Below are 23,253 nucleotides of genomic sequence, written 5' to 3' on the forward strand. Positions count from 1 at the left end.
CTTCAAGACCACTCCCGGCAGCGCCGCCTACCGTGCCGGTATGACTCCACGATTCGACGCCATCGGCCTGGTGGCCTCCGACATGGCCGCGTCCGTCGCCTTCTACCGGCGGCTCGGTCTGCCGTTCCCCGAAGGCGCCGAGACCCAGCCGCACGCCGAGGCCGAACTCCCGGGCGGGATGCGGCTGATGCTCGACACCGAGGACACGGTCCGCTCCTTCCACCCCGGCTGGCGGGCCCCGGCGGCCGGCAGCCGCACCGCCCTCGCCCTGCGCTGCGACAGCCCCGCCGAGGTCGACGCCGTGTACGAGCGGCTGGTGGGCGAGGGAGCCCACGGGGAGCTCAAGCCGTGGGACGCGGTGTGGGGCCAGCGGTACGCGTCCCTGCACGACCCCGACGGCAACGGCGTCGACCTGTACGCCCCGCTACCCGGCGGCGAGTAGCCGCGTCAGCGGCACGCCGGTCAACTCCCTGACGTCCCGGGCGAGATGAGCCTGGTCGGCGAAGCCGCACCGGACCGCCGTCTCCGCGTACGGCACGCCGGCCCGGGCCAGCGCGAGCGCCCGCTGGAGCCGCAGGATCCGGGCCAGCGTCTTCGGGCCGTACCCGAAGGCGACGAGGGACCTGCGGTGCAACTGCCGTGTCCCGAGCCCGAGTTCATCGGCGGTCACGCCCACCGGCCGGCCCGCGTCGAGGGAGGCCACCAGGGCGCGCAGGACGGGGTCGGCGGGGGCGGCGCGTTCCAGCGCGATGTCCTCGAGCGCGGTGGCCGGGTCGGCCGCCCCGGCGACACGGCTCCGCAGCCGCCGCACGTTGGAGGCGGGCCACAGGTCGGCCAACTCGACCCGGCGGTCCAGCAGTTCGTGCGCGGGCACACCGAGGAAGGCGGGTGCGGAGCCGGGGTGGAAACGCAGGCCGACCCACGTGCTGGGGGCGCCTGCGGTGACGTACGCCCGGGTGTCGGGGCCTGCGACCAGCAGCCGCCCCTCGTTCCAGAGCAGGTCCATGCACCCGTCGGGCAGAACGCGTCCGGCGCCGTCACCGGTCCACAGGACGGCACCGGCGAGCCTGGACGCCCGTTCCGTGTACACCCATCCAGGCTAGGACGTCCGGGCGCCGACCGCCCGCGCCCGGAACTCCTGCGGACTGACCCCGTACCCCCTCTTGAACGCACTGGACAGAGCGAACGCGCTTCCGTATCCGACCTGCCGGGCGATCGCCTCCAACGTCGCGGGCCCCTCCCGCAACCGGTCCGCGGCCAACGCCAGCCGCCACCCCGTCAGGTACGCCATCACCGGCTCCCCCACGCGTTCCGTGAACCGCCGGGCCAGCGCCGCCCGGGAGACCCCCGCCTTGGCGGCGAGGGACGCCACCGTCCACGGATGGGCCGGATCGTCCTGCATCAGCCGCAGCACCCGCCCGACCACCGGGTCGGCGAGCGCCGCGTACCAGGCGGGCGCCTCCGCCTCGGGCCGGGAGAACCAGGCCCGCAGCGCGGCGATCACCAGCAGGTCGAGCATCCGGTCCAGGACGACCTCCTGGCCGGGTTCGTCGCGCACGATCTCCGCCATGAGGAGCGGGGTCAGCGGGCACTGCCACACGTCGGTGGTCAGCGACAGCAGCGGCGGCAGGGCGTCCAGGAGACGCTTGCTGATCTCGCCGTCCATCAGGTACGTCCCGATGAGCAGCACCGTCCCGCCGTCGAGCCGGTCGCCCCAGCTGCGGACACCTAGGTCCATCGAGCCGTTCAGGGTCCCCCCGTCGGGGTGGCGGCACTCGGCGCCGGGCAGGATCAGCGCCTGCGGGGCGGTGTCCGGGGCGTCGGCGCAGGTGTAGGGGGCGGGTCCGCGGGCGATGGCGAGGTCGCCGGGGCGCAGTCGGACGCTCTCCCCCGTGTCGGGCAGGACGACGGCCTCCCCGCGGACCATCAGCATCACCGTCAGCGGCGCCCGGTCCTCCACCCGCACCGCCCAGGGCGGGTCGAAACACGCCCGGATCATGAAAGCGCCACGCGCCCGCGGTCCTTCCAGCAGGCCTGCCAGAGCGTCCATGGGGCCAGCGTAGACGCGCCCGTACGGGAATGAGCCGTTCAGCGGCGGTCCCCTGCGGGGCACGGGAGTTGACGCGTGGGCCCGGCCGCGCCCTCAGCGCTCCCCGGCCCGCACCCGACACCGCGCCCCGGTCAGGACCCCTCCGGCTTGTGCGGGGGATGCGTCGACTTCACGTGGGTCCGCAGGCGGGACGTCACGTCCTCCGGCGGCAGGAAGCGGGACCAGCGCTCCGGGAACTCCGAGGGCATGTCGGGGTCGTCCGGGTCGACGTCCGTGTCCCGGACGCCGGCCGCCGCACGGGCCACGTACTCGGCCACCTGGGCCTCCCGCACCCGCTCGTTCGCGGCGCGCGCCGCCGCCGTCGCCGCGGCCGGCCAGACGCGGTCGATCGCCGCGTTGACGGCCGCGCCCACCAGGACCGCGAAGGCCGATACGCCGATCCACAGCAGCACGGCGACCGCGGCCGCCAGCGAGCCGTAGATCGTCGCGCCCTCGATCGTGCTCTGGAGGTAGATCCGGAGCAGGAAGCTGCCCAGGACCCACATCGCGAGGGCCACGAGGGCGCCGGGGACGTCCTCGATCCACGGTGAGCGCACCGGGACGGACACGTGGTACAGCGTCGTCAGGAAGGCGACGGACAGGATGATCACCACGGGCCAGTACAGGACCTGTACGACCGTCGCCGACCAGGGCACGATCCGCACCACCGCGTCCGGACCGGCCACCATCAGCGGCAGCGCCACCGAGCCGATCAGCAGCGCCGCGATGAACAGCGCGAACGCGACCAGCCGGGTCTTGACGATGCCCCGGACGCCGTCGAGGCCGTACATGACGGTGATGGTGTCGATGAAGACGTTGACGGCGCGCGATCCGGACCACAGGGCGAACAGGAATCCGACGGAGATGACGTCGGGACGGCCGCCCTTCATGACGTCGTCGAGGATCGGCTGCGCGATCTGCCGCACCCCCTTGTCGGACAGGACCGTGCGCGCCGCGGCCAGGAGGTTGGCCTCCAGGCTGCTGATGCTGTCGGTGCCGGTCCAGTCGTCGACGTAGCCGAGCAGGCCGATGAGGCTGAGCAGCAGCGGTGGCACCGACAGCAGCGAGAAGAACGCGGCCTCGGCGGCGAGCCCCAGGATGCGGTACTCGATGCACGAGTTGACGGTGTCCTTGAGCAGCAGCCAGGCGGTCCTGCGCTTGGAGACGTTCCGGTAGAGCGCTCGGGCCCGGTGGAGCCGCCCGGAGGGTTGTTGAGGGGATTCGCTTGCTGCCTGCACGTCCTAAAGGTATCCGCCAGGAGAGCGTGCACTCATCCCCCGGTCCCGGCGCGGGGCACCCACCGCAGGGCCCTGACCTAGGCTCGAACCGGCCACCGCCGCCCCGCGAGGTGGTCACTCCAGGCACACACGTCCCCTTGTTCTTTTCGAGGCCCGGCACGCGGCACCCTGGCCCCCGCCCCGGAGACGACCCCGCCCACCCCCGTGTCCGTCATGTGACCCACCCCGCACCCCGGGGTACTTTCGCAGGCATGGCAGGCACCACGCACACCGTGACCAACCAGCCCCCACCCCTGATCGGCTACGACGTCTACGGCGCCGACCTCGCGCTCAAGGAGGCCGTGACGCGGCATCTCGACCCGGACCTGCTCGACGAGGTCGACGGCGAGCTGTCGGCGCTCGGCCGGGCCTGCGGCTCCGCACAGGTACAGGAGTGGGGTGCCCAGGCCAACGAGAACCCGCCCCGGCTGCGCACCCACGACCGCCACGGCCACCGTGTCGACGAGGTCGAGTTCCATCCGGCCTGGCACCGCGTGCTCGGCAAGGGCGTCTCCGCGGGCCTGACCGCCGCCTGGGCCCGGCCCGGCGGACACGTACGACGCGCGGCCGCCTTCCTGCTGTGGACGCAGGTCGACGCGGGCAACTGCTGCCCCCTGTCGATGACCCACGCGGCGGTGCCCGCCCTGCGCACCGACCCCGATCTCGCCGCCGAGTGGGAGCCCAGACTCACCTCCATGGTCTACGACCGCGAGCTGCGGCCCGCCCACCTCAAGGCGGGGGCGCTGCTCGGGATGGGCATGACGGAGAAGCAGGGCGGCAGCGACGTCCGGGCGGCCACGACGACCGCCCGCCCCTTGCCCGACGGCGAGACCTACGAGCTCACCGGCCACAAGTGGTTCTGCTCGGCCCCCATGTCGGACGGTTTCCTGGTCCTCGCCCAGGCCCCCGGCGGACTCACCTGCTTCCTGGTGCCCCGGGTCCTGGAGGACGGCACCCGCAACCCGTTCCTCCTCCAGCGCCTGAAGGACAAGCTCGGCAACCGCTCCAACGCCTCCGCCGAGGTCGAGTTCGAGGGGACGTGGGCCCGCCGCGTCGGGGACGAGGGCCGCGGGGTCCGCACCATCATCGAGATGGTCGCGGCGACCCGGCTGGACTGCGCCCTCGGCTCGGCGGGCCTGATGCGCCAGGCCGTGGCCCAGGCGATCCACCACTGCACGCACCGCGAGGCCTTCGGCGGCAAGCTCGTCGACAAGCCCCTGATGCGCAACGTCCTGGCCGACCTGGCCGTGGAGTCCGAGGCGGCGACCACCCTCGCGCTGCGGGTGGCCGCCGCCTACGACAAGGGCGACGAGCAGGAGCGTGCCTTCCTCAGGATCGCGGTACCGGTGGCGAAGTACTGGATCACCAAGCGCTGCACACCCCTCGTCACGGAGGCCGCGGAGTGCCTGGGCGGCAACGGCTACGTCGAGGAGTCGGGCCTGCCCCGCCTGGTCCGTGAGTCACCGCTGAACTCGATCTGGGAGGGCGCCGGCAACGTCCAGGCCCTGGACGTCGTACGGGCCCTGAAGCGCGAACCGCAGGCCCTGAACGCCTACCTGCTGGAGATCGGCCGCACCCGGGGCGCCGACCACCGCCTGGACGCCGCCGTCAAGAGCCTCTTCACGGAACTGGCCGACCTGGAGGGCATCGAGGGCCGCGCCCGCCACCTCACCGAACGCCTGGCCCTGGTCCTGCAAGGCTCCCTGCTCGTCCGCCACGCCCCACCGGAGGTGGCCGACGCTTTCTGCGCCGCGCGCCTGGGAGGAGACCGTGGAACGTCCTTCGGGACCCTGCCGGCCACTCTCGATCTGGAGAAGGTGGTGGACCGGGCCAGGCCGCAGGCCTGAGCCCGACAGGGGCGCGGGGAACTGCGCGACCAGCCCCCACCGGCCCGCAGTCGCCCACGCACCCCCCAACCCACCCCCGTAGGCGCCCCGCCCAACCGTCGGAGACGGGGGTGGTGCTGCGCCGACACGGCACCACCCCCGTGATGGCCCAGAGGCCGAAAAACGCCGCTGCGAGACGACGTCGGATCAAGTTTCAACCAGGCCGGGACGCACCACCAGGGTTGCAGGGGGTTGCAACTTCCTGGTGACTGTGGCCGGACCGCCCTCCTGCCCTCGACACGAGCGGCACTATTGGACGGACAGTCAAGACAGCCGGCCACCACGCACAGCCACGACGGACGGAGGGCGGACCCGTGCCGATCTCGCCGACACATGTGACCCACCTGGCCGCCGTGGACTCGGCTCGCGCGGCCAGGGTGCTCAGCGAGGTCCGCTCCGCGACCCTGTCCGGCCGGCCCGCCCCGCTCGCCCCGCGTCCCGTGATCGAGGAGTCCTGGAGCCGCATGCTGCGCGGCGGTGTCGACCCCGACCACGATTTCCGGTCAGGGCTGCTGTCCCCGGAGGAGGTCCAGCGGCGCCGGGAGGACACCCGGCTCCGGCACGTCCTGCCGGTGCTCAGGGACGGACTGCTGGCGGTCGCGGACGTCGCCCACCACATCATGGTCGTCGCCGACGAGGACGGCCGGGTGCTGTGGCGGGAGGGCAGTTCGCCGGTGCTGCGCAAGGCCGACGGCACCGGGTTCGAACTCGGCGCCGACTGGCGGGAGAACGTCGTCGGCACGAACGGCATCGGCACCCCGGTGGTGGTGGGCCACCCCGTGCAGGTGTTCGCCTCCGAGCACTTCGTGCGCTCGCAGACCTCCTGGACCTGCACCGGCGCCCCCATCAAGGATCCGCGGGACGGCCGGCTCATCGGGGTGGTCGACGTGAGCGGACCGCTGGACACCATGCATCCGGCCACGCTCGCCTGGGTCGACTCGGTGGCCAAGCTCGCCGAGGCACGGCTGCGCGAGCTGCATCTGACCTCGCTGGAGCACCTGCGGGCCGTGGCGTCGCCGGTGCTCGCCCGGCTCACCGGCAGGGCCCTGGTGGTGGACCGGGACGGCTGGACGGCGGCGGTGACCGGAATGCCGTACCCGAACCGGATCGCGCTGCCCAAGTCGCCGTCGCCGGGACGCCGTTGGCTGCCCGCGCTCGGTCTGTGCACGCTGGAGCCGCTGGCGGGTGGCTGGTTGATCCGGGCCGCCGACCAGCCGGAGCCGCCCGGCGTCACCCGGATCGTCCTGGATCTCGCGCACCCGCGCCGCTGGACGGTGACCGTGACGGCAGGGGGCGGAGCGGTCACCTGGAGTCACGAACTGAGCCCTCGGCACGCCGAGTTGCTCTATCTGCTCGCGCTGCACCGCTCGGGCCGCACCGCTGCGGGCCTGGCCGAGGACATGTTCGGCGATCCGGTCCGGACGGTGACGGTACGAGCGGAGATGTCCCGGGTACGGCGGTACCTCGGGGCCTTCCTGGAGCACCGGCCGTATCGTTTCTGCGAGGACGCCGAGGTGGAGGTGCTGCTTCCGGAGAGCCCGGCCGATCTGCTGCCGCACTCGACGGCCCCGGCCGTGCTCGGGGCCCGCGCCGTCACCGAGACCGAGTGAAAACCCTCGATCTGGGCGCATCTCCCGCATAATTGCACGGTCTTCGTCCCCAACCGTGCCGTACTGCCGTAGCATCCCTCTACGGGCCACCCCACCTGCTCCTCGGTCAACGTACGGATCATCAGGCGCAGTTGGCCCGCCTCGGGAGGACGTATGAAGCATCGTGGCAGACACCGCAGGCGGAGGCGTGGTCGAGCCCTGCGCGCCTTCCTGGCCGGGACCGCCCTCGCGCTGACCGCCGCCGCCACCATGATCAGCGCCTCCCAGGCCACCGTGGCCGCCAACCCCGGGGAGTTGAAGGTCCTCGACTCCCCCGCCGGGACCACCTCGTTGCGCCTGCGGGAATCCCTGGTTCCCGAGCGGTCGCTCGACCGGCTCTCCGCCGCGATGGGACGCCCCGTCGGGGTCTCCGCGGTCCTCGACTCCGCGGACCGGAGCCTGCGCGACGCGATCGACTGCACGGCCGGCGAGCGCGAGGCACTGCCGGTGGCGCCGAGCGCCACCGCCGCGTACTGCTGGGACGCCGCCGACACCCGGTCCTGGCGGGCCGGGGCGGTCACCACCTCAGGTGACGCCGACGACGACGGCGCCTGGGGCACCCACCGGGTGATCCTGTCCGCATGGAGCCGTACCGGCACGGCGGCGAGCGGCGGGGGCCTGGCCCGGGTCGCCTTCGTCGACGCCGACGACATGAGCCGTCCCACCTACTCCTGGGTCCTGCTGGCCGTCCCGGTCGACGGCGGACGCGACTACCGCGGGCTGGTCTCCCAGGTCTCCGGCATGGTCTGGTACCAGAACAAGCTGCTGGTCACCGCGAGCGGCGACGGCGGCGACGCGCTGTACGTGTACGACATCAACCGCATCCAGCGGGCCGGCGTCCGCAGCGACGCGGTCGGCAAGGTGCGCGGCGGCTGGTCGGCGCACGGCGCCCAGTGGGTGCTGCCCGCGGTCGGCTCCTACCGCCTGACCGGAGGCGACACCGGCGGGGCCCGCCCCGACTACCTCTCGCTGGACCGCAGCACCGCCCCGGACTCCCTGGTCGCGAGCGAGTGGGTGTCCTCGGGCGACGACCGGGGCACGCGACTGTGGCGCTACGACTTCAGCGGCGCCGCCGGCCGCGCCGGGCTGCTGGCCACCGACGCCGCGGGCTACGCGCGCGTGCACGACGCCTACGTCACCAAGGCCTCCGGGTCCGGGCCGGTCCTGTCGTACGACTCCCGGTGGTATCTGAGCCGGGCGGCCGGCACCGACGGCGATCACGGCACCCTGTGGCGCCAGACCACCTCCGGCCCCGCCAAGGCCACCCGCTGCGGCACGGACGAGTCCCGCAACTGCTGGAGCGGGGAGTCGGAGTCGCTGTCCTACTGGGAGCAGACCGGTGAGGTGTGGTCCCAGTCGGGCCGGGTGCTGTTCGCGCTGCCGCTGACTTCGATCGACGCGTCCCTGGGTTGACCGGGCCCCGGCCCCGCTCGGCGCGTCCGTCCCTGGGTGGAGCGGCGCCCGTGGCCCGATCTACGCGTCCCCGGGGCAGCCGGGCCCTGGCTTCGGTCGACGCGTCCGTCCCCGGGTGGAGCGGCGCCCGTGGCCCGATCTACGCGTCCCCGGGGCAGTCGGCGCCTGGCCTCGATCGACAGATCTCCGGAGGAGATGGTTCCCTGGCCTCCATGCCGAACATCGCCGTGACCACCTGGTCCCTGGAACAGACCGCCCCGACCGACCTCCTCCCGGCCGAGCCCCCGGAGGGCGACGTCCGCGTCCATCGCGCGGAAGTCCCCTCCCCCGAGTTCAGCCGCTATCTGTACGCCTCCGTGGGCGGGGACATCCGCTGGACCGACCGGCTCTCGTGGACGTACGCGCGGTGGCGGGAACACCTGGAGCGGCCGGGCGTGGAGACCTGGGTGGCCTACGACCGCGGCACCCCCGCCGGTTACGTGGAGCTGGAGCCCCAGGACGACGGAGTGGTGGAGATCGTCTACTTCGGCCTGATCCCGGCCTTCCGCGGCCGGCGGATCGGCGGGCACCTCCTCTCGTACGGCGCCGCCCGCGCCTGGGACCTCGCGGACCGCTGGCCGGGGCTGACGGACACCAAGCGGGTGTGGCTGCACACGTGCAGCAAGGACGGTGAGCACGCGATGGACAACTACCAGCGGCGTGGCTTCAAGCTCTTCGACACCAAGGTCGAGGAGGAGGCGGAGGTACCCACGCCGGGGCCGTGGCCGGGGGCGTACCCGGCCTGACCTGCGGGAACAAGAGGTCTCGCGATCTTTGTGACCAACGACACCCTCGTCTCGCCCAGCGAGACAAGGGTGTCCACATGGCGGATAAAGCTGGACTGTGTCCAGATCGCCGTGACACGCTTCCGTCATGTCTGGAACTGGAATTGCCTTGGTGAGTCGGCGGCACGTCGACCTCGGCCGCATGTCCAGCGCCATCTGTCCGGTGCGCTGACGAGCCGCAGCGTCACCCGGTACACCCTCTCGTTCTCCTCTTCGCGCAACGACGCGCAGGTACACCCATGCGCCCGTACGCGCAGGTAAGAGCCGCTTTCCGCCTGTCCCGAAGGACGTAACAACCATGGCCGCCACCCCGCAGAACCCTGCCGCCGCAGCGCCCCGCCGCAAGGTGAGCCGTCACCGCGGTGAGGGTCAGTGGGCCGCGGGGCACCACACCCCGCTCAACGGCAACGAGCAGTTCAAGAAGGACGACGACGGTCTCAATGTGCGGACACGCATTGAGACGATCTACTCGAAGCGCGGCTTCGACTCGATCGACCCCAACGACCTGCGCGGCCGGATGCGCTGGTGGGGCCTCTACACCCAGCGCAAGCCCGGGATCGACGGCGGCAAGACCGCGATCCTGGAGCCGGAGGAGCTGGACGACAAGTACTTCATGCTGCGGGTGCGGATCGACGGCGGACGCCTCACCACCCAGCAGCTGCGGGTGATCGGCGAGATCTCCGAGGAGTTCGCGCGCGGCAGCGCGGACATCACCGACCGGCAGAACATCCAGCTGCACTGGATCCGCATCGAGGACGTCCCGGAGATCTGGAACCGTCTCGAGGCCGTCGGCCTGTCCACCACCGAGGCCTGCGGCGACACCCCGCGTGTCATCATCGGTTCGCCGGTCGCCGGCATCGCCGAGGACGAGATCATCGACGGCACCCGGGCGATCGACGAGATCCACGAGCGGTACATCGGCAGCAAGGAGTTCTCCAACCTGCCCCGCAAGTTCAAGACGGCGATCTCCGGCTCCCCGCTCCTGGACGTGGTCCACGAGATCAACGACATCGCCTTCGTCGGCGTCGAGCACCCCGAGCACGGCCCCGGCTTCGACCTGTGGGTCGGCGGCGGCCTGTCCACCAACCCCAAGCTCGGCGTCCGGCTCGGCGCCTGGGTGCCGCTGGACGAGGTGCCCGAGGTGTGGGCCGGCGTGGTCGGCATCTTCCGGGACTGGGGCTACCGGCGACTGCGCACCCGTGCCCGGCTGAAGTTCCTCGTCGCCGACTGGGGCCCGGAGAAGTTCCGCCAGGTCCTGGAGGACGACTACCTGAAGCGCAAGCTGGTCGACGGCCCCGCGCCCGCCGAGCCCTCGGGCCGCTGGCGTGACCACGTCGGTGTGCACCGGCAGAACGACGGCCTCTTCTACGTCGGCTTCGCCCCGCGCGTCGGCCGCGTCGACGGTGCCACCCTCACGAAGATCGCCGAGGCCGCCGAGGCCCACGGCTCGGGCCGGGTGCGGACCACCGTCGAGCAGAAGATGATCATCCTCGATGTCGAGGAGGCGCAGGTCCAGCCGCTCGTCGAGGCCCTGGAGGCGCTCGACCTGACCGCGAAGCCCTCGCCCTTCCGGCGCGGCACCATGGCCTGCACCGGCATCGAGTACTGCAAGCTCGCCATCGTCGAGACCAAGGCGCGCGGCGCCTCGCTGATCGACGAACTGGAGCGCCGGATCCCGGAGTTCGACGAGCCGCTCACCATCAACATCAACGGCTGCCCGAACGCCTGCGCCCGTATCCAGGTGGCGGACATCGGTCTCAAGGGCCAGCTGGTCCTCGACGACAAGGGCGAGCAGGTCGAGGGCTACCAGGTGCACCTGGGCGGCGCCCTCGGTCTGGAGGCCGGGTTCGGCCGCAAGGTGAGGGGCCTGAAGGTCACCTCCGAGGAGCTGCCCGACTACGTCGAGCGGGTCCTGAAGCGGTTCCAGGCCGAGCGCGAGGACGGCGAGCGCTTCGCCGCCTGGGCCTCGCGTGCCTCCGAGGAGGCACTGTCGTGAGCGAGCGGGCCGCCCCCTTCTACTGCCCCTACTGCGGCGACGAGGACCTGCGCCCCAGCGAGCAGGGTCACGGCGCCTGGGAATGCGCGGCCTGCAACCGCGCATTCCAGTTGAAGTTCCTCGGGCTGCTCGCCCGCGGCCTTCAGCACCATGACGCAGGGGGAGATCAGATATGACCACGACTCAGGAAGAGCGCACGACCGACGAACTCAAGGCGCTCGCCGAGCAGGCGGGCCGCGACCTGGAGGACGCCTCCGCGCTGGAGATCCTCCAGTGGGCCGTCGACACCTTCGGCAAGCGCTTCTGCGTGACCTCGTCCATGGAGGACGCGGTGGTCGCGCATCTCGCCTCCCGCGCGATGAAGGGCGTCGACGTCGTCTTCCTCGACACCGGCTACCACTTCGAGGAGACCATCGGCACCCGGGACGCGGTCGAGGCCGTGATGGACGTCAACGTCATCACGCTGACCCCGCGCCAGACGGTCGCCGAGCAGGACGCCGAGTACGGCCCCCGGCTGCACGACCGCGACCCCGACCTGTGCTGCAAGCTGCGCAAGGTCGAGCCGCTGGAGCGGGGCCTGAAGGACTACGTGGCCTGGGCGACCGGACTGCGCCGCGACGAGTCCCCGACCCGGGCCAACACCCCGGTCGTCGGCTGGGACGAGAAGCGACAGAAGGTCAAGGTCTCCCCCATCGCCCGCTGGACCCAGGACGACGTGGACGTGTACGTCCAGGAGCACGGCGTGCTCACCAACCCGCTGCTGATGGACGGTTACGCCTCCGTCGGCTGCGCCCCCTGCACCCGCCGTGTCCTGGAGGGCGAGGACGCGCGCGCCGGCCGCTGGGCCGGGCGTGCCAAGACCGAGTGCGGGCTGCACGGATGACCGCCACCGACAAGGAGTTGCACGTGACGACCGGAGCCACCGTCTGGCTCACGGGTCTGCCGAGTGCCGGCAAGACCACCATCGCGTACGAGCTGGCAGGCCGGCTGCGCGAGGAGGGCCACCGCGTCGAGGTGCTCGACGGCGACGAGATCCGCGAGTTCATCTCGGCGGGCCTCGGCTTCAGCCGCGAGGACCGGCACACCAACGTGCAGCGCATCGGCTTCCTCGCCGAACTGCTCGCCCGCAACGGCGTCAAGGCGCTGGTCCCGGTCATCGCGCCGTACGCCGACAGCCGTGAGGCGGTGCGCAAGCGCCACCAGGAGAGCGGCACCGCGTACATCGAGGTGCACGTGGCGACCCCGGTCGAGGTGTGCTCCGTACGCGATGTGAAGGGCCTGTACGCCAAGCAGGCCGCGGGCGAGCTGTCCGGGCTGACCGGGGTCGACGACCCCTACGAGGAGCCCGAGTCGCCCGATCTGCGGATCGAGTCCCAGCACCAGACCGTCCAGGAGTCCGCGGCCGCGGTCCACGCGCTGCTCACCGAGAGGGGACTGGCATGACGACGACCGTTGCCCGGGTGACGGGGGGCGACGAGGGCACCGACGCCCCGTACGCCCTGTCCCACCTGGACGCTCTCGAGTCCGAGGCCGTGCACATCTTCCGTGAGGTGGCGGGTGAGTTCGAGCGGCCGGTGATCCTGTTCTCCGGCGGCAAGGACTCCATCGTCATGCTGCACCTGGCGCTGAAGGCGTTCGCGCCGGCCGCGATCCCGTTCTCGCTGCTGCACGTGGACACCGGGCACAACTTCCCCGAGGTCCTGGAGTACCGGGACCGTGTGGTCGCCGCCCATGGGCTGCGTCTCCATGTGGCCTCCGTACAGGACTACATCGACCGCGGTGTGCTGAAGGAGCGTCCGGACGGGACCCGCAACCCGCTCCAGACCCTCCCCCTGACCGAGAAGATCCAGGCGGAGAAGTTCGACGCGGTCTTCGGCGGTGGCCGCCGCGACGAGGAGAAGGCCCGCGCCAAGGAGCGGGTGTTCTCGCTGCGGGACGAGTTCTCGCAGTGGGACCCGCGCCGCCAGCGCCCCGAGCTGTGGAACCTGTACAACGGCCGCCACGCACCCGGTGAGCACGTCCGGGTCTTTCCGCTGTCCAACTGGACCGAGCTGGACGTGTGGCAGTACATCGCCCGGGAGGGCATCGAGCTGCCGGAGATCTACTTCGCGCACGAGCGCGAGGTGTTCTCGCGCAGCGGCATGTGGCTCACCGCTGGTGAGTGGGGCGGGCCGAAGGACGGCGAGACCGTCGAGAAGCGGCTGGTGCGCTACCGGACCGTCGGGGACATGTCCTGCACGGGCGCGGTCGACTCCGACGCGGTGACGCTGGACCAGGTCATCACCGAGATCGCCGCCTCCCGACTCACCGAGCGGGGTGCCACCCGCGCCGACGACAAGATGTCCGAGGCCGCGATGGAAGACCGTAAGCGCGAGGGGTACTTCTAGAGATGAGCACGACCACTTCCGAGGTGCTCTCGGAGACGACCCTGCTGCGGTTCGCGACCGCGGGCTCCGTCGACGACGGCAAGTCCACCCTGGTCGGACGGCTGCTGCACGACTCCAAGTCGGTCCTCACCGACCAGCTGGAGGCGGTGGAGCGCGCCTCCGCCAGCCGCGGCCAGGACGCGCCCGACCTCGCGCTGCTCACCGACGGCCTGCGCGCCGAGCGGGAGCAGGGCATCACCATCGACGTCGCCTACCGCTACTTCGCCACCCCGCGCAGGCGGTTCATCCTCGCCGACACCCCCGGCCATGTGCAGTACACCCGCAACATGGTGACGGGTGCCTCCACGGCCGAGCTGACGGTGATCCTCATCGACGCCCGCAACGGCGTGGTGGAGCAGACCCGCCGGCACGCGGCCCTCGCGGCCCTGCTGCGGGTGCCGCACGTGGTCCTGGCCGTCAACAAGATGGACCTCGTCGACTACGCCGAGCCCGTCTTCGCCGCGATCGCCGAGGAGTTCACGGCGTACGCGACCGAGCTGGGCGTCCCGGAGGTCACCGCGATCCCGATCTCGGCGCTCGCCGGGGACAACGTGGTGGAGCCGTCCGCGAACATGGACTGGTACGGCGGCCCGACGGTCCTGGAGCACCTGGAGACGGTCCCGGTCACCCACGACCTGAGCCACTGCCACGCGCGTCTGCCCGTGCAGTACGTGATCCGGCCGCAGACCGCCGAGCACCCCGACTACCGGGGCTACGCCGGTCAGATCGCCGCCGGTTCCTTCCGGGTCGGTGAGCAGATCACGGTGCTGCCCTCAGGGCGTTCCACGAAGATCGCCGGCATCGACCTGCTCGGAGAGCCGGTCGACGTGGCCTGGACGACCCAGTCGGTGACGATCCTCCTGGAGGACGACATCGACATCTCGCGCGGCGACCTGCTGGTGCCCAGCAAGGACGCCCCGCCGACCACCCAGGACATCGAGGCGACCGTCTGCCATGTGGCCGACGCCCCGCTGACCGTCGGCCACCGGGTGCTGCTCAAGCACGGCACCCGCACGGTCAAGGCGATCGTCAAGGACATCCCGTCCCGTCTCACGCTCGACGACCTGTCCCTGCACCCGCACCCGGGACAGCTCGTCGCCAACGACATCGGCCGGGTGAAGATCCGTACCGCCGAGCCGCTGCCCGTCGACTCCTACTCCGACTCGCGGCGCACCGGTTCGTTCATCCTCATCGACCCGAACGACGGCACCACGCTCACCGCGGGCATGGTCGGCGAGTCGTTCGCGTCCCCGGAGCCCGTCAAGGACGAGGCCGAGGACGACGGGTGGGACTTCTGACATGAACTCCACCGACTACTTCTCCACGTTCGCGAAGGAGGGCGGCCGCGTCGGCAGCGGCGCGCTCGGCAGCGGGCAGGGCGGAGTGGCGCGATGTGTGCGTTGACGTACGCGCACCGCTTGCGCGCCCCGTCCCCCCACCCGCCGTCCCGGAAGAGACGAAGACCTGCCGACCTCCCGGCCACGACCTGAGAGACCGTGACCGCCGGGCCTCCGAGAGGAACACCTCCCGTGCCTGTCAACCGCTCAGCCCTCCTTCGCCGCGGCGCCGCCGTGGTCGCCGCTCTTCCGCTGCTGGCACTCGCCGCCTGCGGCTACGGGTCGGACTCCAAGGACACCGGCACCGCCAAGGTCGCCGCCGGCGCCAAGAAGATCGACGGACTCGACTCCGTCAAGATCGGCTACTTCGGCAACCTCACCCACGGCACCGCGCTCGTGGCCGTGAACAAGGGCTTCTTCCAGAAGGAGCTGGGCGCCACCAAGGCGTCGTACGCGACCTTCAACGCCGGCCCGTCCGAGATCGAGGCGCTCAACTCCAAGTCGATCGACATCGGCTGGATCGGCCCCTCCCCGTCGATCAACGGTTACGTCAAGTCGGGCGGCAAGAGCCTGAAGATCATCGGCGGTTCGGCCTCCGGTGGCGTGAAGCTGGTCGTCAACCCGGACAAGATCAAGTCCCTGAAGGACGTCAAGGGCAAGAAGATCGCCACCCCGCAGCTCGGCAACACGCAGGACGTGGCGTTCCTCAACTGGATCGCCGACCAGGGCTGGAAGGTCGACGCGCAGAGCGGCAAGGGTGACGTCACCGTCGTCCGCACCGACAACAAGATCACGCCGGACGCCTACAAGGCCGGTTCCATCGACGGCGCCTGGGTGCCGGAGCCGACCGCGTCCAAGCTGGTCGCCGAGGGCGGCAAGGTGCTGCTCGACGAGGCGTCGCTGTGGCCGGACAAGAAGTTCGTGATCACGAACATCATCGTGCGCCAGGACTTCCTCAAGGAGCACCCGAAGGCGGTCGAGGCCGTCCTGAAGGCGTCGGTGGAGGCCAACAAGTGGATCAACGCCAACCCGGACGCGGCGAAGGCGGCGGCGAACAAGCAGCTCGAGGCGGACTCCGGCAAGGCGCTCAAGCCCGCGGTCCTCGACCCGGCCTGGAAGTCGATCCAGTTCACCAACGACCCGCTGGCGGCCACCCTCAACACCGAGGCGGAGCACGCGGTCAAGGCCGGTCTGCTGAAGAAGCCCGACCTGAACGGGATCTACGACCTGACGATCCTCAACAAGGTCCTCAAGGCCGACGGTGAGCCCACGGTGGACGCCGCCGGTCTCGGCACCAGCTGACCCCGGTCCCCGAAGAGTTCCCAGGAGGTGACGACCATGGCCACGACCACGACGCTCGCCAAGGCCGACGAGTCCGTCGAGTACGCAGCACGCCTCGATCACGTCTCGAAGTCCTTCGCGGGACCGGGTGGACAGCAGCTCGTCCTGGACGACGTCAGCATCGATGTCGCGCCGGGCGAGTTCGTCACCCTCCTGGGGGCCTCGGGCTGCGGCAAGTCCACGCTGCTCAACCTGGTGGCCGGGCTCGACGACCCGACCGCCGGGTCCATCACGACCGACGGCCGCCCCGCCCTGATGTTCCAGGAGCACGCCCTCTTCCCGTGGCTGACCGCGGGCAAGAACATCGAACTCGCCCTGAAACTCAGGGGAGTCGCCAAGCCCGACCGGCGCACCAAGGCCGAGGAACTGCTCGAACTGGTCCGCCTGAAGGGCGCGTACGGCAAGCGGGTGCACGAGCTGTCGGGCGGTATGCGTCAGCGCGTGGCACTGGCCCGCGCGCTCGCCCAGGAGAGCAACCTGCTGCTGATGGACGAGCCGTTCGCGGCCCTCGACGCCATCACGCGGGACGTGCTGCACGACGAGATCACCCGGATCTGGGCGGAGACCGGCGTGTCCGTCCTGTTCGTGACGCACAACGTGCGCGAGGCGGTACGGCTCGCGCAGCGCGTGATCCTGCTGTCCTCGCGCCCCGGCCGGATCGCCCGCGAGTGGACGGTCGGCATTCCGCAGCCGCGCCGCATCGAGGACGCGCCCGTGGCCGAACTGGCCCGTGAGATCACCGAAGAACTGCGTGGGGAGATCCGCCGTCATGGCCAGCACTGACACGACACCGGCCCAGGACGCCGGGAGCGTAGAGGCGGGCCTCGACGCACTGGAGACCCAGGCCACCGGCCGCCCGACCCTGCGGCAGACCCTGGTCAACAAGATCCTGCCGCCGGTCATCGCGCTCGCCGTCGTCCTCGTGGTGTGGACGCTGCTCTACCCGGTCGTCGACGACCCGTCCAAGCTGCCCTCCCCGGCGGCCGTGGGCGACACGTTCAAAGAGGCCTGGCTCCAGGGCGATCTCCTCGGCTACATCTGGACCAGCGTCTCGCGCGGTCTGCTGGGCTTCTTCTTCGCCCTGCTCATCGGCACCCCGCTGGGCCTGATCGTGGCCCGGGTGAAGTTCGTCCGCGCGGCCATCGGCCCGATCCTGTCCGGCCTCCAGTCGCTGCCGTCGGTGGCGTGGGTGCCGCCGGCCGTGATCTGGCTGGGTCTGAACAACTCCATGATGTACGCGGTGATCCTGCTCGGCGCGGTTCCCTCCATCGCCAACGGCCTGGTGTCCGGCGTCGACCAGGTGCCGCCGCTGTTCCTGCGGGCCGGCCGGACCATGGGGGCGACGGGCGTCAAGGGCATCTGGTACGTCACCCTGCCGGCCTCGCTGCCCGGCTATGTCGCGGGACTCAAGCAGGGCTGGGCGTTCTCCTGGCGCTCGCTGATGGCCGCGGAGATCATCGCCCAGTTCCCCGACCTGGGCGTGGGGCTCGGGCAGTTGCTGGAGAACGGCCGCACCAACAGCGACATGGCCATGGTGTTCGAGGCGATCCTGCTCATCCTGTTCGTCGGCATCGCGATCGATCTGCTGATCTTCAGTCCGCTGGAGCGGTGGGTGTTGCGCAGCCGCGGTCTGCTGGTGAAGGGCTGAGCCCATGAAGCCGGTTCTCCTGGTCATCGCCCACGGCAGCCGTGATCCGCGGCACGCCGCGACGGTGCACGCCCTCGTACGGCGGGTGCGCGCGCTGCGCCCCGGCGTGCGGGTGGAGACCGGCTTCCTGGACTTCAACATCCCTTCCGTGCAGGGGGTGTTGGAGTCGCTGGCGGCGGAGGGTGTCCGTGACGTCGTGGCGCTGCCGCTGCTGTTGACGCGGGCGTTCCACGCGAAGGCGGACATCCCCGCGGTGCTGCGGGACGCGCCGCCGCAGCTGCGGATCCGGCAGGCGGAGGTGCTGGGCCCGTCCCCGCTGCTGCTGTCCGCGCTCGAACGGCGGCTGTACGAGGCGGGGTTGACGCCCGCCGACAAGTCCTCGACCGGGGTCGTGCTGGCCTCGGCGGGGTCCACCGACCCGGAGGCGATCGCAGTGATCGCTGACATCGCGCGGGAGTGGCGGCACACCGGTTGGTGCGCCGTGCGGCCTGCGTTCGCCTCCGCGGCCCTGCCCCGCACCGAGGACGCGGTGCGGGAACTCCGGGCGCTCGGCTGCGCCCGGGTCGCCGTGGCGCCGTACATCCTCGCCCCGGGCTTCCTGCCCGACCGCATCGCGCGCGGCGCCGCGGAGGCGGATGTGCTGGCGGAGGTGCTGGGGGCGGCGCCGGAGGTGGCGCGGGTGGTGCTCGGGCGCTACGACGCGGCGTGGGCGCGGGGTCTGCGGCTGTCCGTGAGTGCGTGAGGGGTGCTGAGAGGCACCTTTGCTCGGCGTGAGGCGTGCGGGGCGCCGGGACGGGGGGCCTGCTGGCCGACCGGACGCGGGGTGCCCGGACGCCTTTTTGCCCGGCCTGAGGCGCCTTTACTCGGCTACGGCGGCCTCGGCCTCGTCGGCAAGCCGCACCAGTTCGCTCAGGGGCATGGATCCGGCCTCCCTGCGTTCGCGCGCGAAGGTGTTGGCGAGGTGCTGGAGGAGTTCGTTCAGGGGGGTCGGGACGCCGTGGAGGCGGCCGAGGAGGGCGATCTCGCCGTTGAGGTAGTCGGCCTCGACGGTACCGGTGCCGCGGACGAGGGACTGCCAGGAGGAGCCGCCGCCGCGCGGGGCGTTCGCCAGCGGCACGAGGGTGACCTTGTCGCCGCGTCGCGCGCGCTGTTCCTCGGGGCTCGTGTACGCGATGCCGGCGGCGTCGAGCACGGCCGTGCCCTCGGCCCGGACCCGCTCGACGAACTCCAGGGCCGCCTCGCCCTCGACGGGGCCGGTGACCGCCTCGACCGCGTTGGCGAGGTTGGCCAGCAGCTTTGCGTACTGCCAGCGGGACAGGTCCGGCACGACCGGCGCCTCGAACCTCGCCTTCTCCAGGTCGTCGGCGATCAGGCGCACGGTCTCGTCCGTGCCCCGCGGATACCGGCCCAGGTGCAGGATTCCGGTGAGCGGGCTGCCCGCGGCGGAGACGACTCCGGGCTCCACGAAGGTGGCGGGCAGCCACACGCAGACGCCGTACACGTGGCGGAACGTGCGCAGGGCCATCCGCTGGCCCTCCACGCCGTTCTGCGCGCACAGCAGCGGCAGCCGTCCGGCCGCCGTGCCGCCGCCCGCCACCGGGGCGGGGCCCCAGGCGTCCAGGGCGGCCTGGGTGTCCTGGGTCTTCACGGCGAGGACGAGCGCGTCGTCGGCGCGCAGGGTGCCGAGTCCGGCCGGGCCGTCCACGACGGGCAGCCGGTGGGTGAACTCCCCGTCCGGAACCCGCAGCCGCAGTCCCCCGTCCCGGAGCGCCGCGTACTGCGCCCCGCGAGCGACCAGCACGACCTCGCACCCGCCCCCGGCGAGCCGCCCACCGACGACCCCACCGACCGCCCCTGCCCCGATGATGATGTAGCGCATGGGAGGAGCCTCGCACAGGCGCCTGGGCGCACGTCGACGTGGTGCCCTGTCTCCACCGTCCGACCGGTCACCCCCCGTACGGCGTCGCCTGGTGGAAGTACAGCAGCCAGCCGTTCGCTGTGAGCCGCCACAGCGAACTGCGGTGGGCCCGGCTGCCGTTGTGCTCCGTGTCGAAGGTGAGGTGGACGAGGCCGGGCGCGAGTTCCACGCCCTTCATGCCGGACGGCACGATCGGTCCCGCCTCCTGGTCCGTGACCCCGGCCAGGGCCGCGATGATCGACGCCCGGTCCCAGTGCCGGCCGGACGCTCCGAACTCGTGGAACTCGGGGTGCAGCAGTGCGCCCACCAGTTCCGGCGAGGCCCGCACCCCGGGGTCGAGGAGCCGCAGCTCCCCCGCGACAGCCGCTTCCACGGCGGCGCCGCCGTCAGCCACCGGTCATCTCCACCAGCTTGACGACCGTGTTCCAGTTCCGGCTGGTGGCGATCACACCCTTGTTCAGCCGGGGCTTGGAGAGGTGTTCGGCGAGCTTGGAGCGACCGAGGCCGTCCGGGACGTAGAGGTACAGGGCGCGGTCGCCGAGGCGGAACTCCTCGGGGAGGTAAGCGGCTTGGTCGATCTCCGCGAAGCGGTCCGCGTCGACGGGGGCGGAGAAGTAGGTGACGTGGAGCTGCTTGCCCTCCAGCTCGGCGGCTGGGAAGGGGCAGTTGTCGGCGATGGCCTTCAGGTAGGCGTGGTCGCGGACGATCACGTCGACCGTGAAGCCGAACCGCTTCTCGATCGCGCCCGTGAGCTCGGCGGCCAGGGACTCCTCGTCGCCGTGGTCGGCGGTGAAGACGGCCTGGCCGCTCTGGAGGTAGCTGCGGACACCGCTGTGACCGAGCCCCTCCATCAGCGTGCGCAGGTCGGCCATGGGGACCTTCCTGCTGCCTCCGACGTTGATTCCGCGCAGCAGCGCCGCGTACGTGGTCGTCATGGGCACAGCGTAGGGCGGCCCGGACTGCCGACCCCGATCACCGCCCCGCAGAAGGCCCGTTAGATGTAAGGGTCACGATCCTCCCCAGTACGGAGGGCACGCGGTCCCTCCGGAGGAGCCGGCCGCCCCCGCACTTCACCGGACAGCACGACGAGACGCGTTTATCCAGCTCATACCTTCGAGACGAGAGGTGACGGCAGGGGGCTGTCACCGGTTCCGAGGGGGCAAGCCCGTCATGGGGAACGGAGACACAAGGGTGCGTGGTCTGGCCGCCCGGGCCGGCGGCTGGAGCGCACGGCACCGATGGGCTGCCGTCGGGATCTGGGTGCTGTTCGTCGTCCTGGCGATGGGACTCGGCTCGGCCGCGGGCCGGGTCGACGTCAAGGACAGCGACCAGCTGAAGGGGGAGACCCACACCGCCGCGAAGATCATCGAGGACGCCGGGATCGACGAGCCGGCCAGTGAGACGGTGCTGATCCAGGCCAAGGACGCCGGCGGCAAGGCGACCGACGCGGACTTCAGGGCCGCCGTCGCCGCGGTCATGAAGGCGGTCGAGGGCACCGGCAAGGTCACCGACGTGACCTCGCCGTACGACACCAGGACGATCTCGAAGGACGGCCGCAGCGCGCTCGTGCAGTTCGACATGCGCGGTGACGCGGACACCGCGGGCGACCGGGTCGAGCCGGTGCTGAAGGCCGTCGAGGGGGTGCAGAAGGAGCACGGGTCGCTGCGGATCGAGGAGATCGGCGGCGCGAGCATGCAGAAGACGTTCTCCGACGCGTTCGGCGACGACTTCGAGAAGGCCGAGCTCTCCGCCGTGCCGGTGGCGCTCGGCATCCTGCTCATCGCCTTCGGCGCGCTGGTCGCGGCCCTGCTGCCGGTGCTGCTCGCGGTCAGCGCGATCATGGCGACGATGGGTCTGATGGGCATCGTCAGCCATGTGATGCCGATGAGCGACACCGCCAACTCGGTGATGCTGCTGGTCGGTCTGGCCGTGGGTGTCGACTACTGCCTGTTCTATCTGCGCCGTGAGCGCGAGGAGCGGCAGGCCGGGCGGGACTCGCAGACGGCCCTGAGGATCGCCGCCGCGACCAGCGGCCGCGCGATCATCGTCTCGGGTGTCACGGTGTGCGTGGCGATGGCGGGGATGCTGTTCACCGGGCTCGCCGAGTTCGAGGCGATGGGCCTGGCCTCACTGATGGTCGTGGCGGTCGCCATGGTCGGGTCCGTGACCGTGCTGCCCGCGCTGCTCTCGCTCCTCGGCGAGCGGGTGGAGAAGGGCAAGATCCCCTGGCTGCACCCGGAGAGCCGGCTGCGCCGCAAGCGGGCCGGGGCCGGGAACCGGGAGAGCCGCTTCTGGACCGCTGTGCTGAAGGGCGTCCTCGCCAAGCCCCTCGTCTGCGTCGTGGTCGCGGCCGGTGCCCTGCTCGCCATCGCGGCGCCCGCGCTCGGCATGAAGACCCAGAACCTCACCCTGGACCAGGAGTTCGGCGACTCGCTGCCGATCGTGCAGACCTACAACCGGGTCAACGCCTCCTTCCCCGGCGGTTCCGAGCCGGCCGAGGTGGTCGTCAAGGCCGCTGACATCAACGCACCCGAAGTCACCGCCGCACTGGCCGACTTCAAGGCGCGGGCGATCTCCTCGGGCGCCTCCCGGGGCCCGGTCGAGATCAAGCTGCACGACGCGCAGAACCTCGCCTTCGTCTACGTCCCGCTGGTGGGCGGCTCCGACTTCGACAAGGCCGGTCAGAGCCTGGACAAGCTGCGCGACGAGGTCCGTCCGGCCACGCTCGGCAAGGTCGAAGGGCTCCAGGCGCCGATCACCGGTCAGGTCGCCGGGTCCAAGGACTTCAACGACCAGCTGACCGGGGCGGTCGTCCCGGTGTTCGCGTTCGTCGTGATCTTCGCCTTCGTGCTGATGCTGCTGTCGTTCCGCTCGCTGACCGTCGCGATCACCTCGATCGTGCTCAACCTGCTGTCGGTGGGCGCGGCCTACGGCATCCTCGTCGCGGTCTTCCAGCACGGCTGGGGCGCGTCCCTGGTGGGCGCTGAGGGCGTCGGGGCCATCATCACCTGGCTGCCGCTGTTCCTCTTCGTGATCCTGTTCGGTCTGTCGATGGACTACCACGTGTTCGTGGTCTCGCGGATCCGCGAGGCGCGGCTGCGGGGCCGTACGACGAAGGACGCGATCCAGCACGGGGTGGTCACCACGGCCGGTGTCGTCACCAGCGCGGCCGTCATCATGGTCGCCGTGTTCGCGATCTTCGGGACTCTCTCCATGCAGTCCATGAAGCAGATGGGCGTGGGCCTCGCGGCCGCGGTGCTCATCGACGCCACGATCATCCGGGGTGTGCTGCTCCCGGCGGTCATGGCACTGCTCGGCGAGCGCAACTGGTACCTGCCGAAGTGGCTGAACCGGCTGCCGGACCTCACCCACGACGAGTCCGCGGACGCCGTGGCGGCGCCCGCGGCCCGGGACGACGAGGGTGAGCGGGTACGGGTCTGAGCCCCTCC

The 23,253-nt window shown here is 71.4% G+C and carries 23 protein-coding genes; 17 read left to right on the plus strand and 6 right to left on the minus strand.

The features are described from left to right. The first annotated feature begins 40 nt into the window (after window positions 1-40). Entirely contained in the window at window positions 41-442 is a 402-nt protein-coding gene (locus AQJ54_RS16830; RefSeq protein WP_174856889.1) for a VOC family protein, read from the plus strand. Here the strand turns inward: AQJ54_RS16830 and AQJ54_RS16835 are convergent. From AQJ54_RS16835 to AQJ54_RS16845, 3 genes are all read right to left on the minus strand, one after another. Further along, entirely contained in the window at window positions 425-1,090 is a 666-nt protein-coding gene (locus AQJ54_RS16835) for a helix-turn-helix domain-containing protein (RefSeq protein WP_062238180.1), read from the minus strand. The genes AQJ54_RS16830 and AQJ54_RS16835 overlap by 18 nt on opposite strands. A 9-nt stretch (window positions 1,091-1,099) precedes the next feature. Beyond that, window positions 1,100-2,050 (minus strand): AraC family transcriptional regulator, encoded by a 951-nt coding sequence (locus tag AQJ54_RS16840; protein WP_062238182.1) that lies wholly within the window; start codon window positions 2,048-2,050, stop codon window positions 1,100-1,102. A 131-nt stretch (window positions 2,051-2,181) separates the two neighbouring features. After that, window positions 2,182-3,327: a YihY/virulence factor BrkB family protein gene (locus tag AQJ54_RS16845; protein ID WP_062238184.1), complete on the minus strand. Its 1,146-nt coding sequence runs from the start codon at window positions 3,325-3,327 to the stop codon at window positions 2,182-2,184. A 251-nt stretch (window positions 3,328-3,578) separates the two neighbouring features. On the opposite strand from AQJ54_RS16845, the gene AQJ54_RS16850 reads away from it, so the two are divergent. From AQJ54_RS16850 to AQJ54_RS16920, 15 genes are all read left to right on the plus strand, one after another. Further along, window positions 3,579-5,213: an acyl-CoA dehydrogenase family protein gene (locus tag AQJ54_RS16850; RefSeq protein ID WP_062238186.1), complete on the plus strand. Its 1,635-nt coding sequence runs from the start codon at window positions 3,579-3,581 to the stop codon at window positions 5,211-5,213. Between the two features lie 353 nt (window positions 5,214-5,566). Beyond that, complete coding sequence (locus tag AQJ54_RS16855) at window positions 5,567-6,862, plus strand: GAF domain-containing protein (RefSeq protein ID WP_062021756.1); 1,296 nt, start codon at window positions 5,567-5,569, stop codon at window positions 6,860-6,862. 153 nt (window positions 6,863-7,015) lie between these two features. Further along, on the plus strand, window positions 7,016-8,314 hold the full coding sequence (locus AQJ54_RS16860) for a hypothetical protein (protein WP_062238188.1): 1,299 nt from the start codon (window positions 7,016-7,018) through the stop codon (window positions 8,312-8,314). A 212-nt stretch (window positions 8,315-8,526) separates the two neighbouring features. Next, entirely contained in the window at window positions 8,527-9,099 is a 573-nt protein-coding gene (locus tag AQJ54_RS16865) for a GNAT family N-acetyltransferase (RefSeq protein WP_062238190.1), read from the plus strand. A 127-nt stretch (window positions 9,100-9,226) separates the two neighbouring features. Beyond that, a complete protein-coding gene (locus tag AQJ54_RS47775; protein WP_349817346.1) occupies window positions 9,227-9,310 on the plus strand; it encodes a putative leader peptide in 84 nt (27 codons plus the stop codon). A gap of 126 nt (window positions 9,311-9,436) precedes the next feature. Beyond that, complete coding sequence (locus tag AQJ54_RS16870; RefSeq protein WP_062238192.1) at window positions 9,437-11,134, plus strand: nitrite/sulfite reductase; 1,698 nt, start codon at window positions 9,437-9,439, stop codon at window positions 11,132-11,134. Further along, window positions 11,131-11,310 (plus strand): hypothetical protein, encoded by a 180-nt coding sequence (locus tag AQJ54_RS16875; protein ID WP_062021767.1) that lies wholly within the window; start codon window positions 11,131-11,133, stop codon window positions 11,308-11,310. Before AQJ54_RS16870 ends, AQJ54_RS16875 begins: the two co-directional genes overlap by 4 nt. Further along, window positions 11,307-12,017: a phosphoadenylyl-sulfate reductase gene (locus AQJ54_RS16880; protein ID WP_062238194.1), complete on the plus strand. Its 711-nt coding sequence runs from the start codon at window positions 11,307-11,309 to the stop codon at window positions 12,015-12,017. The genes AQJ54_RS16875 and AQJ54_RS16880 overlap by 4 nt, the downstream gene beginning before the upstream one ends. Next, a complete protein-coding gene (gene cysC, locus AQJ54_RS16885) occupies window positions 12,014-12,577 on the plus strand; it encodes an adenylyl-sulfate kinase (protein WP_279389284.1) in 564 nt (187 codons plus the stop codon). The genes AQJ54_RS16880 and cysC overlap by 4 nt, the downstream gene beginning before the upstream one ends. Further along, window positions 12,574-13,521, plus strand: a complete 948-nt coding sequence (cysD, locus tag AQJ54_RS16890; protein ID WP_062238196.1) for a sulfate adenylyltransferase subunit CysD — start codon at window positions 12,574-12,576, stop codon at window positions 13,519-13,521. The genes cysC and cysD overlap by 4 nt, the downstream gene beginning before the upstream one ends. Window positions 13,522-13,523: 2 nt before the next feature. Next, a complete protein-coding gene (locus AQJ54_RS16895; protein ID WP_062021776.1) occupies window positions 13,524-14,858 on the plus strand; it encodes a sulfate adenylyltransferase subunit 1 in 1,335 nt (444 codons plus the stop codon). A gap of 231 nt (window positions 14,859-15,089) precedes the next feature. Then, the gene (locus AQJ54_RS16905) at window positions 15,090-16,199 is read left to right on the plus strand and encodes an ABC transporter substrate-binding protein (RefSeq protein ID WP_062021780.1); all 1,110 of its coding nucleotides are present in this window, start codon (window positions 15,090-15,092) and stop codon (window positions 16,197-16,199) included. Window positions 16,200-16,235: 36 nt separating this feature from the next. Next, window positions 16,236-17,021: an ABC transporter ATP-binding protein gene (locus AQJ54_RS16910; RefSeq protein ID WP_062021782.1), complete on the plus strand. Its 786-nt coding sequence runs from the start codon at window positions 16,236-16,238 to the stop codon at window positions 17,019-17,021. Then, window positions 17,008-17,886: an ABC transporter permease gene (locus AQJ54_RS16915; protein ID WP_062021786.1), complete on the plus strand. Its 879-nt coding sequence runs from the start codon at window positions 17,008-17,010 to the stop codon at window positions 17,884-17,886. Before AQJ54_RS16910 ends, AQJ54_RS16915 begins: the two co-directional genes overlap by 14 nt. Before the next feature lie 4 nt (window positions 17,887-17,890). Further along, entirely contained in the window at window positions 17,891-18,628 is a 738-nt protein-coding gene (locus AQJ54_RS16920; protein WP_062238197.1) for a sirohydrochlorin chelatase, read from the plus strand. 117 nt (window positions 18,629-18,745) lie between these two features. Here the strand turns inward: AQJ54_RS16920 and AQJ54_RS16925 are convergent, their stop codons facing one another. The 3 genes from AQJ54_RS16925 to AQJ54_RS16935 form a co-directional block, all read right to left on the minus strand. Then, window positions 18,746-19,765, minus strand: coding sequence for a ketopantoate reductase family protein (locus tag AQJ54_RS16925; RefSeq protein ID WP_062238200.1), 1,020 nt, complete (start codon window positions 19,763-19,765; stop codon window positions 18,746-18,748). A gap of 67 nt (window positions 19,766-19,832) precedes the next feature. Beyond that, on the minus strand, window positions 19,833-20,198 hold the full coding sequence (locus AQJ54_RS16930; protein WP_062238202.1) for a nuclear transport factor 2 family protein: 366 nt from the start codon (window positions 20,196-20,198) through the stop codon (window positions 19,833-19,835). After that, window positions 20,191-20,739 carry a DUF1697 domain-containing protein gene (locus tag AQJ54_RS16935; protein ID WP_062238204.1) on the minus strand — a complete coding sequence of 183 codons (549 nt, stop codon included), beginning with the start codon at window positions 20,737-20,739 and terminating at the stop codon, window positions 20,191-20,193. The genes AQJ54_RS16930 and AQJ54_RS16935 overlap by 8 nt, the downstream gene beginning before the upstream one ends. Before the next feature lie 235 nt (window positions 20,740-20,974). Between AQJ54_RS16935 and AQJ54_RS16940 the strand changes: the two genes are divergently transcribed. After that, window positions 20,975-23,245: an MMPL family transporter gene (locus AQJ54_RS16940; RefSeq protein ID WP_062238206.1), complete on the plus strand. Its 2,271-nt coding sequence runs from the start codon at window positions 20,975-20,977 to the stop codon at window positions 23,243-23,245. Window positions 23,246-23,253: the final 8 nt, after the last annotated feature.

Source organism: Streptomyces griseorubiginosus, assembly GCF_001514195.1.
Classification (GTDB): domain Bacteria; phylum Actinomycetota; class Actinomycetes; order Streptomycetales; family Streptomycetaceae; genus Streptomyces; species Streptomyces griseorubiginosus.

Bases quoted from the DNA above. Each gene is read 5' to 3' on its own strand.
- AQJ54_RS16880 (WP_062238194.1), top strand. From the start codon at position 11,307: ATGACCACGACTCAGGAAGAGCGCACGACCGACGAACTCAAGGCGCTC.
- AQJ54_RS16850 (WP_062238186.1), top strand. From the start codon at position 3,579: ATGGCAGGCACCACGCACACCGTGACCAACCAGCCCCCACCCCTGATC.
- AQJ54_RS16870 (WP_062238192.1), top strand. From the start codon at position 9,437: ATGGCCGCCACCCCGCAGAACCCTGCCGCCGCAGCGCCCCGCCGCAAG.
- AQJ54_RS16935 (WP_062238204.1), bottom strand. From the start codon at position 20,739: ATGACGACCACGTACGCGGCGCTGCTGCGCGGAATCAACGTCGGAGGC.
- AQJ54_RS16895 (WP_062021776.1), top strand. From the start codon at position 13,524: ATGAGCACGACCACTTCCGAGGTGCTCTCGGAGACGACCCTGCTGCGG.
- cysD (WP_062238196.1), top strand. From the start codon at position 12,574: ATGACGACGACCGTTGCCCGGGTGACGGGGGGCGACGAGGGCACCGAC.
- cysC (WP_279389284.1), top strand. From the start codon at position 12,014: ATGACCGCCACCGACAAGGAGTTGCACGTGACGACCGGAGCCACCGTC.
- AQJ54_RS16925 (WP_062238200.1), bottom strand. From the start codon at position 19,765: ATGCGCTACATCATCATCGGGGCAGGGGCGGTCGGTGGGGTCGTCGGT.
- AQJ54_RS16940 (WP_062238206.1), top strand. From the start codon at position 20,975: ATGGGGAACGGAGACACAAGGGTGCGTGGTCTGGCCGCCCGGGCCGGC.
- AQJ54_RS16860 (WP_062238188.1), top strand. From the start codon at position 7,016: ATGAAGCATCGTGGCAGACACCGCAGGCGGAGGCGTGGTCGAGCCCTG.
- AQJ54_RS16915 (WP_062021786.1), top strand. From the start codon at position 17,008: ATGGCCAGCACTGACACGACACCGGCCCAGGACGCCGGGAGCGTAGAG.
- AQJ54_RS16910 (WP_062021782.1), top strand. From the start codon at position 16,236: ATGGCCACGACCACGACGCTCGCCAAGGCCGACGAGTCCGTCGAGTAC.
- AQJ54_RS16865 (WP_062238190.1), top strand. From the start codon at position 8,527: ATGCCGAACATCGCCGTGACCACCTGGTCCCTGGAACAGACCGCCCCG.
- AQJ54_RS16840 (WP_062238182.1), bottom strand. From the start codon at position 2,050: ATGGACGCTCTGGCAGGCCTGCTGGAAGGACCGCGGGCGCGTGGCGCT.
- AQJ54_RS16830 (WP_174856889.1), top strand. From the start codon at position 41: ATGACTCCACGATTCGACGCCATCGGCCTGGTGGCCTCCGACATGGCC.
- AQJ54_RS47775 (WP_349817346.1), top strand. From the start codon at position 9,227: ATGTCTGGAACTGGAATTGCCTTGGTGAGTCGGCGGCACGTCGACCTC.
- AQJ54_RS16920 (WP_062238197.1), top strand. From the start codon at position 17,891: ATGAAGCCGGTTCTCCTGGTCATCGCCCACGGCAGCCGTGATCCGCGG.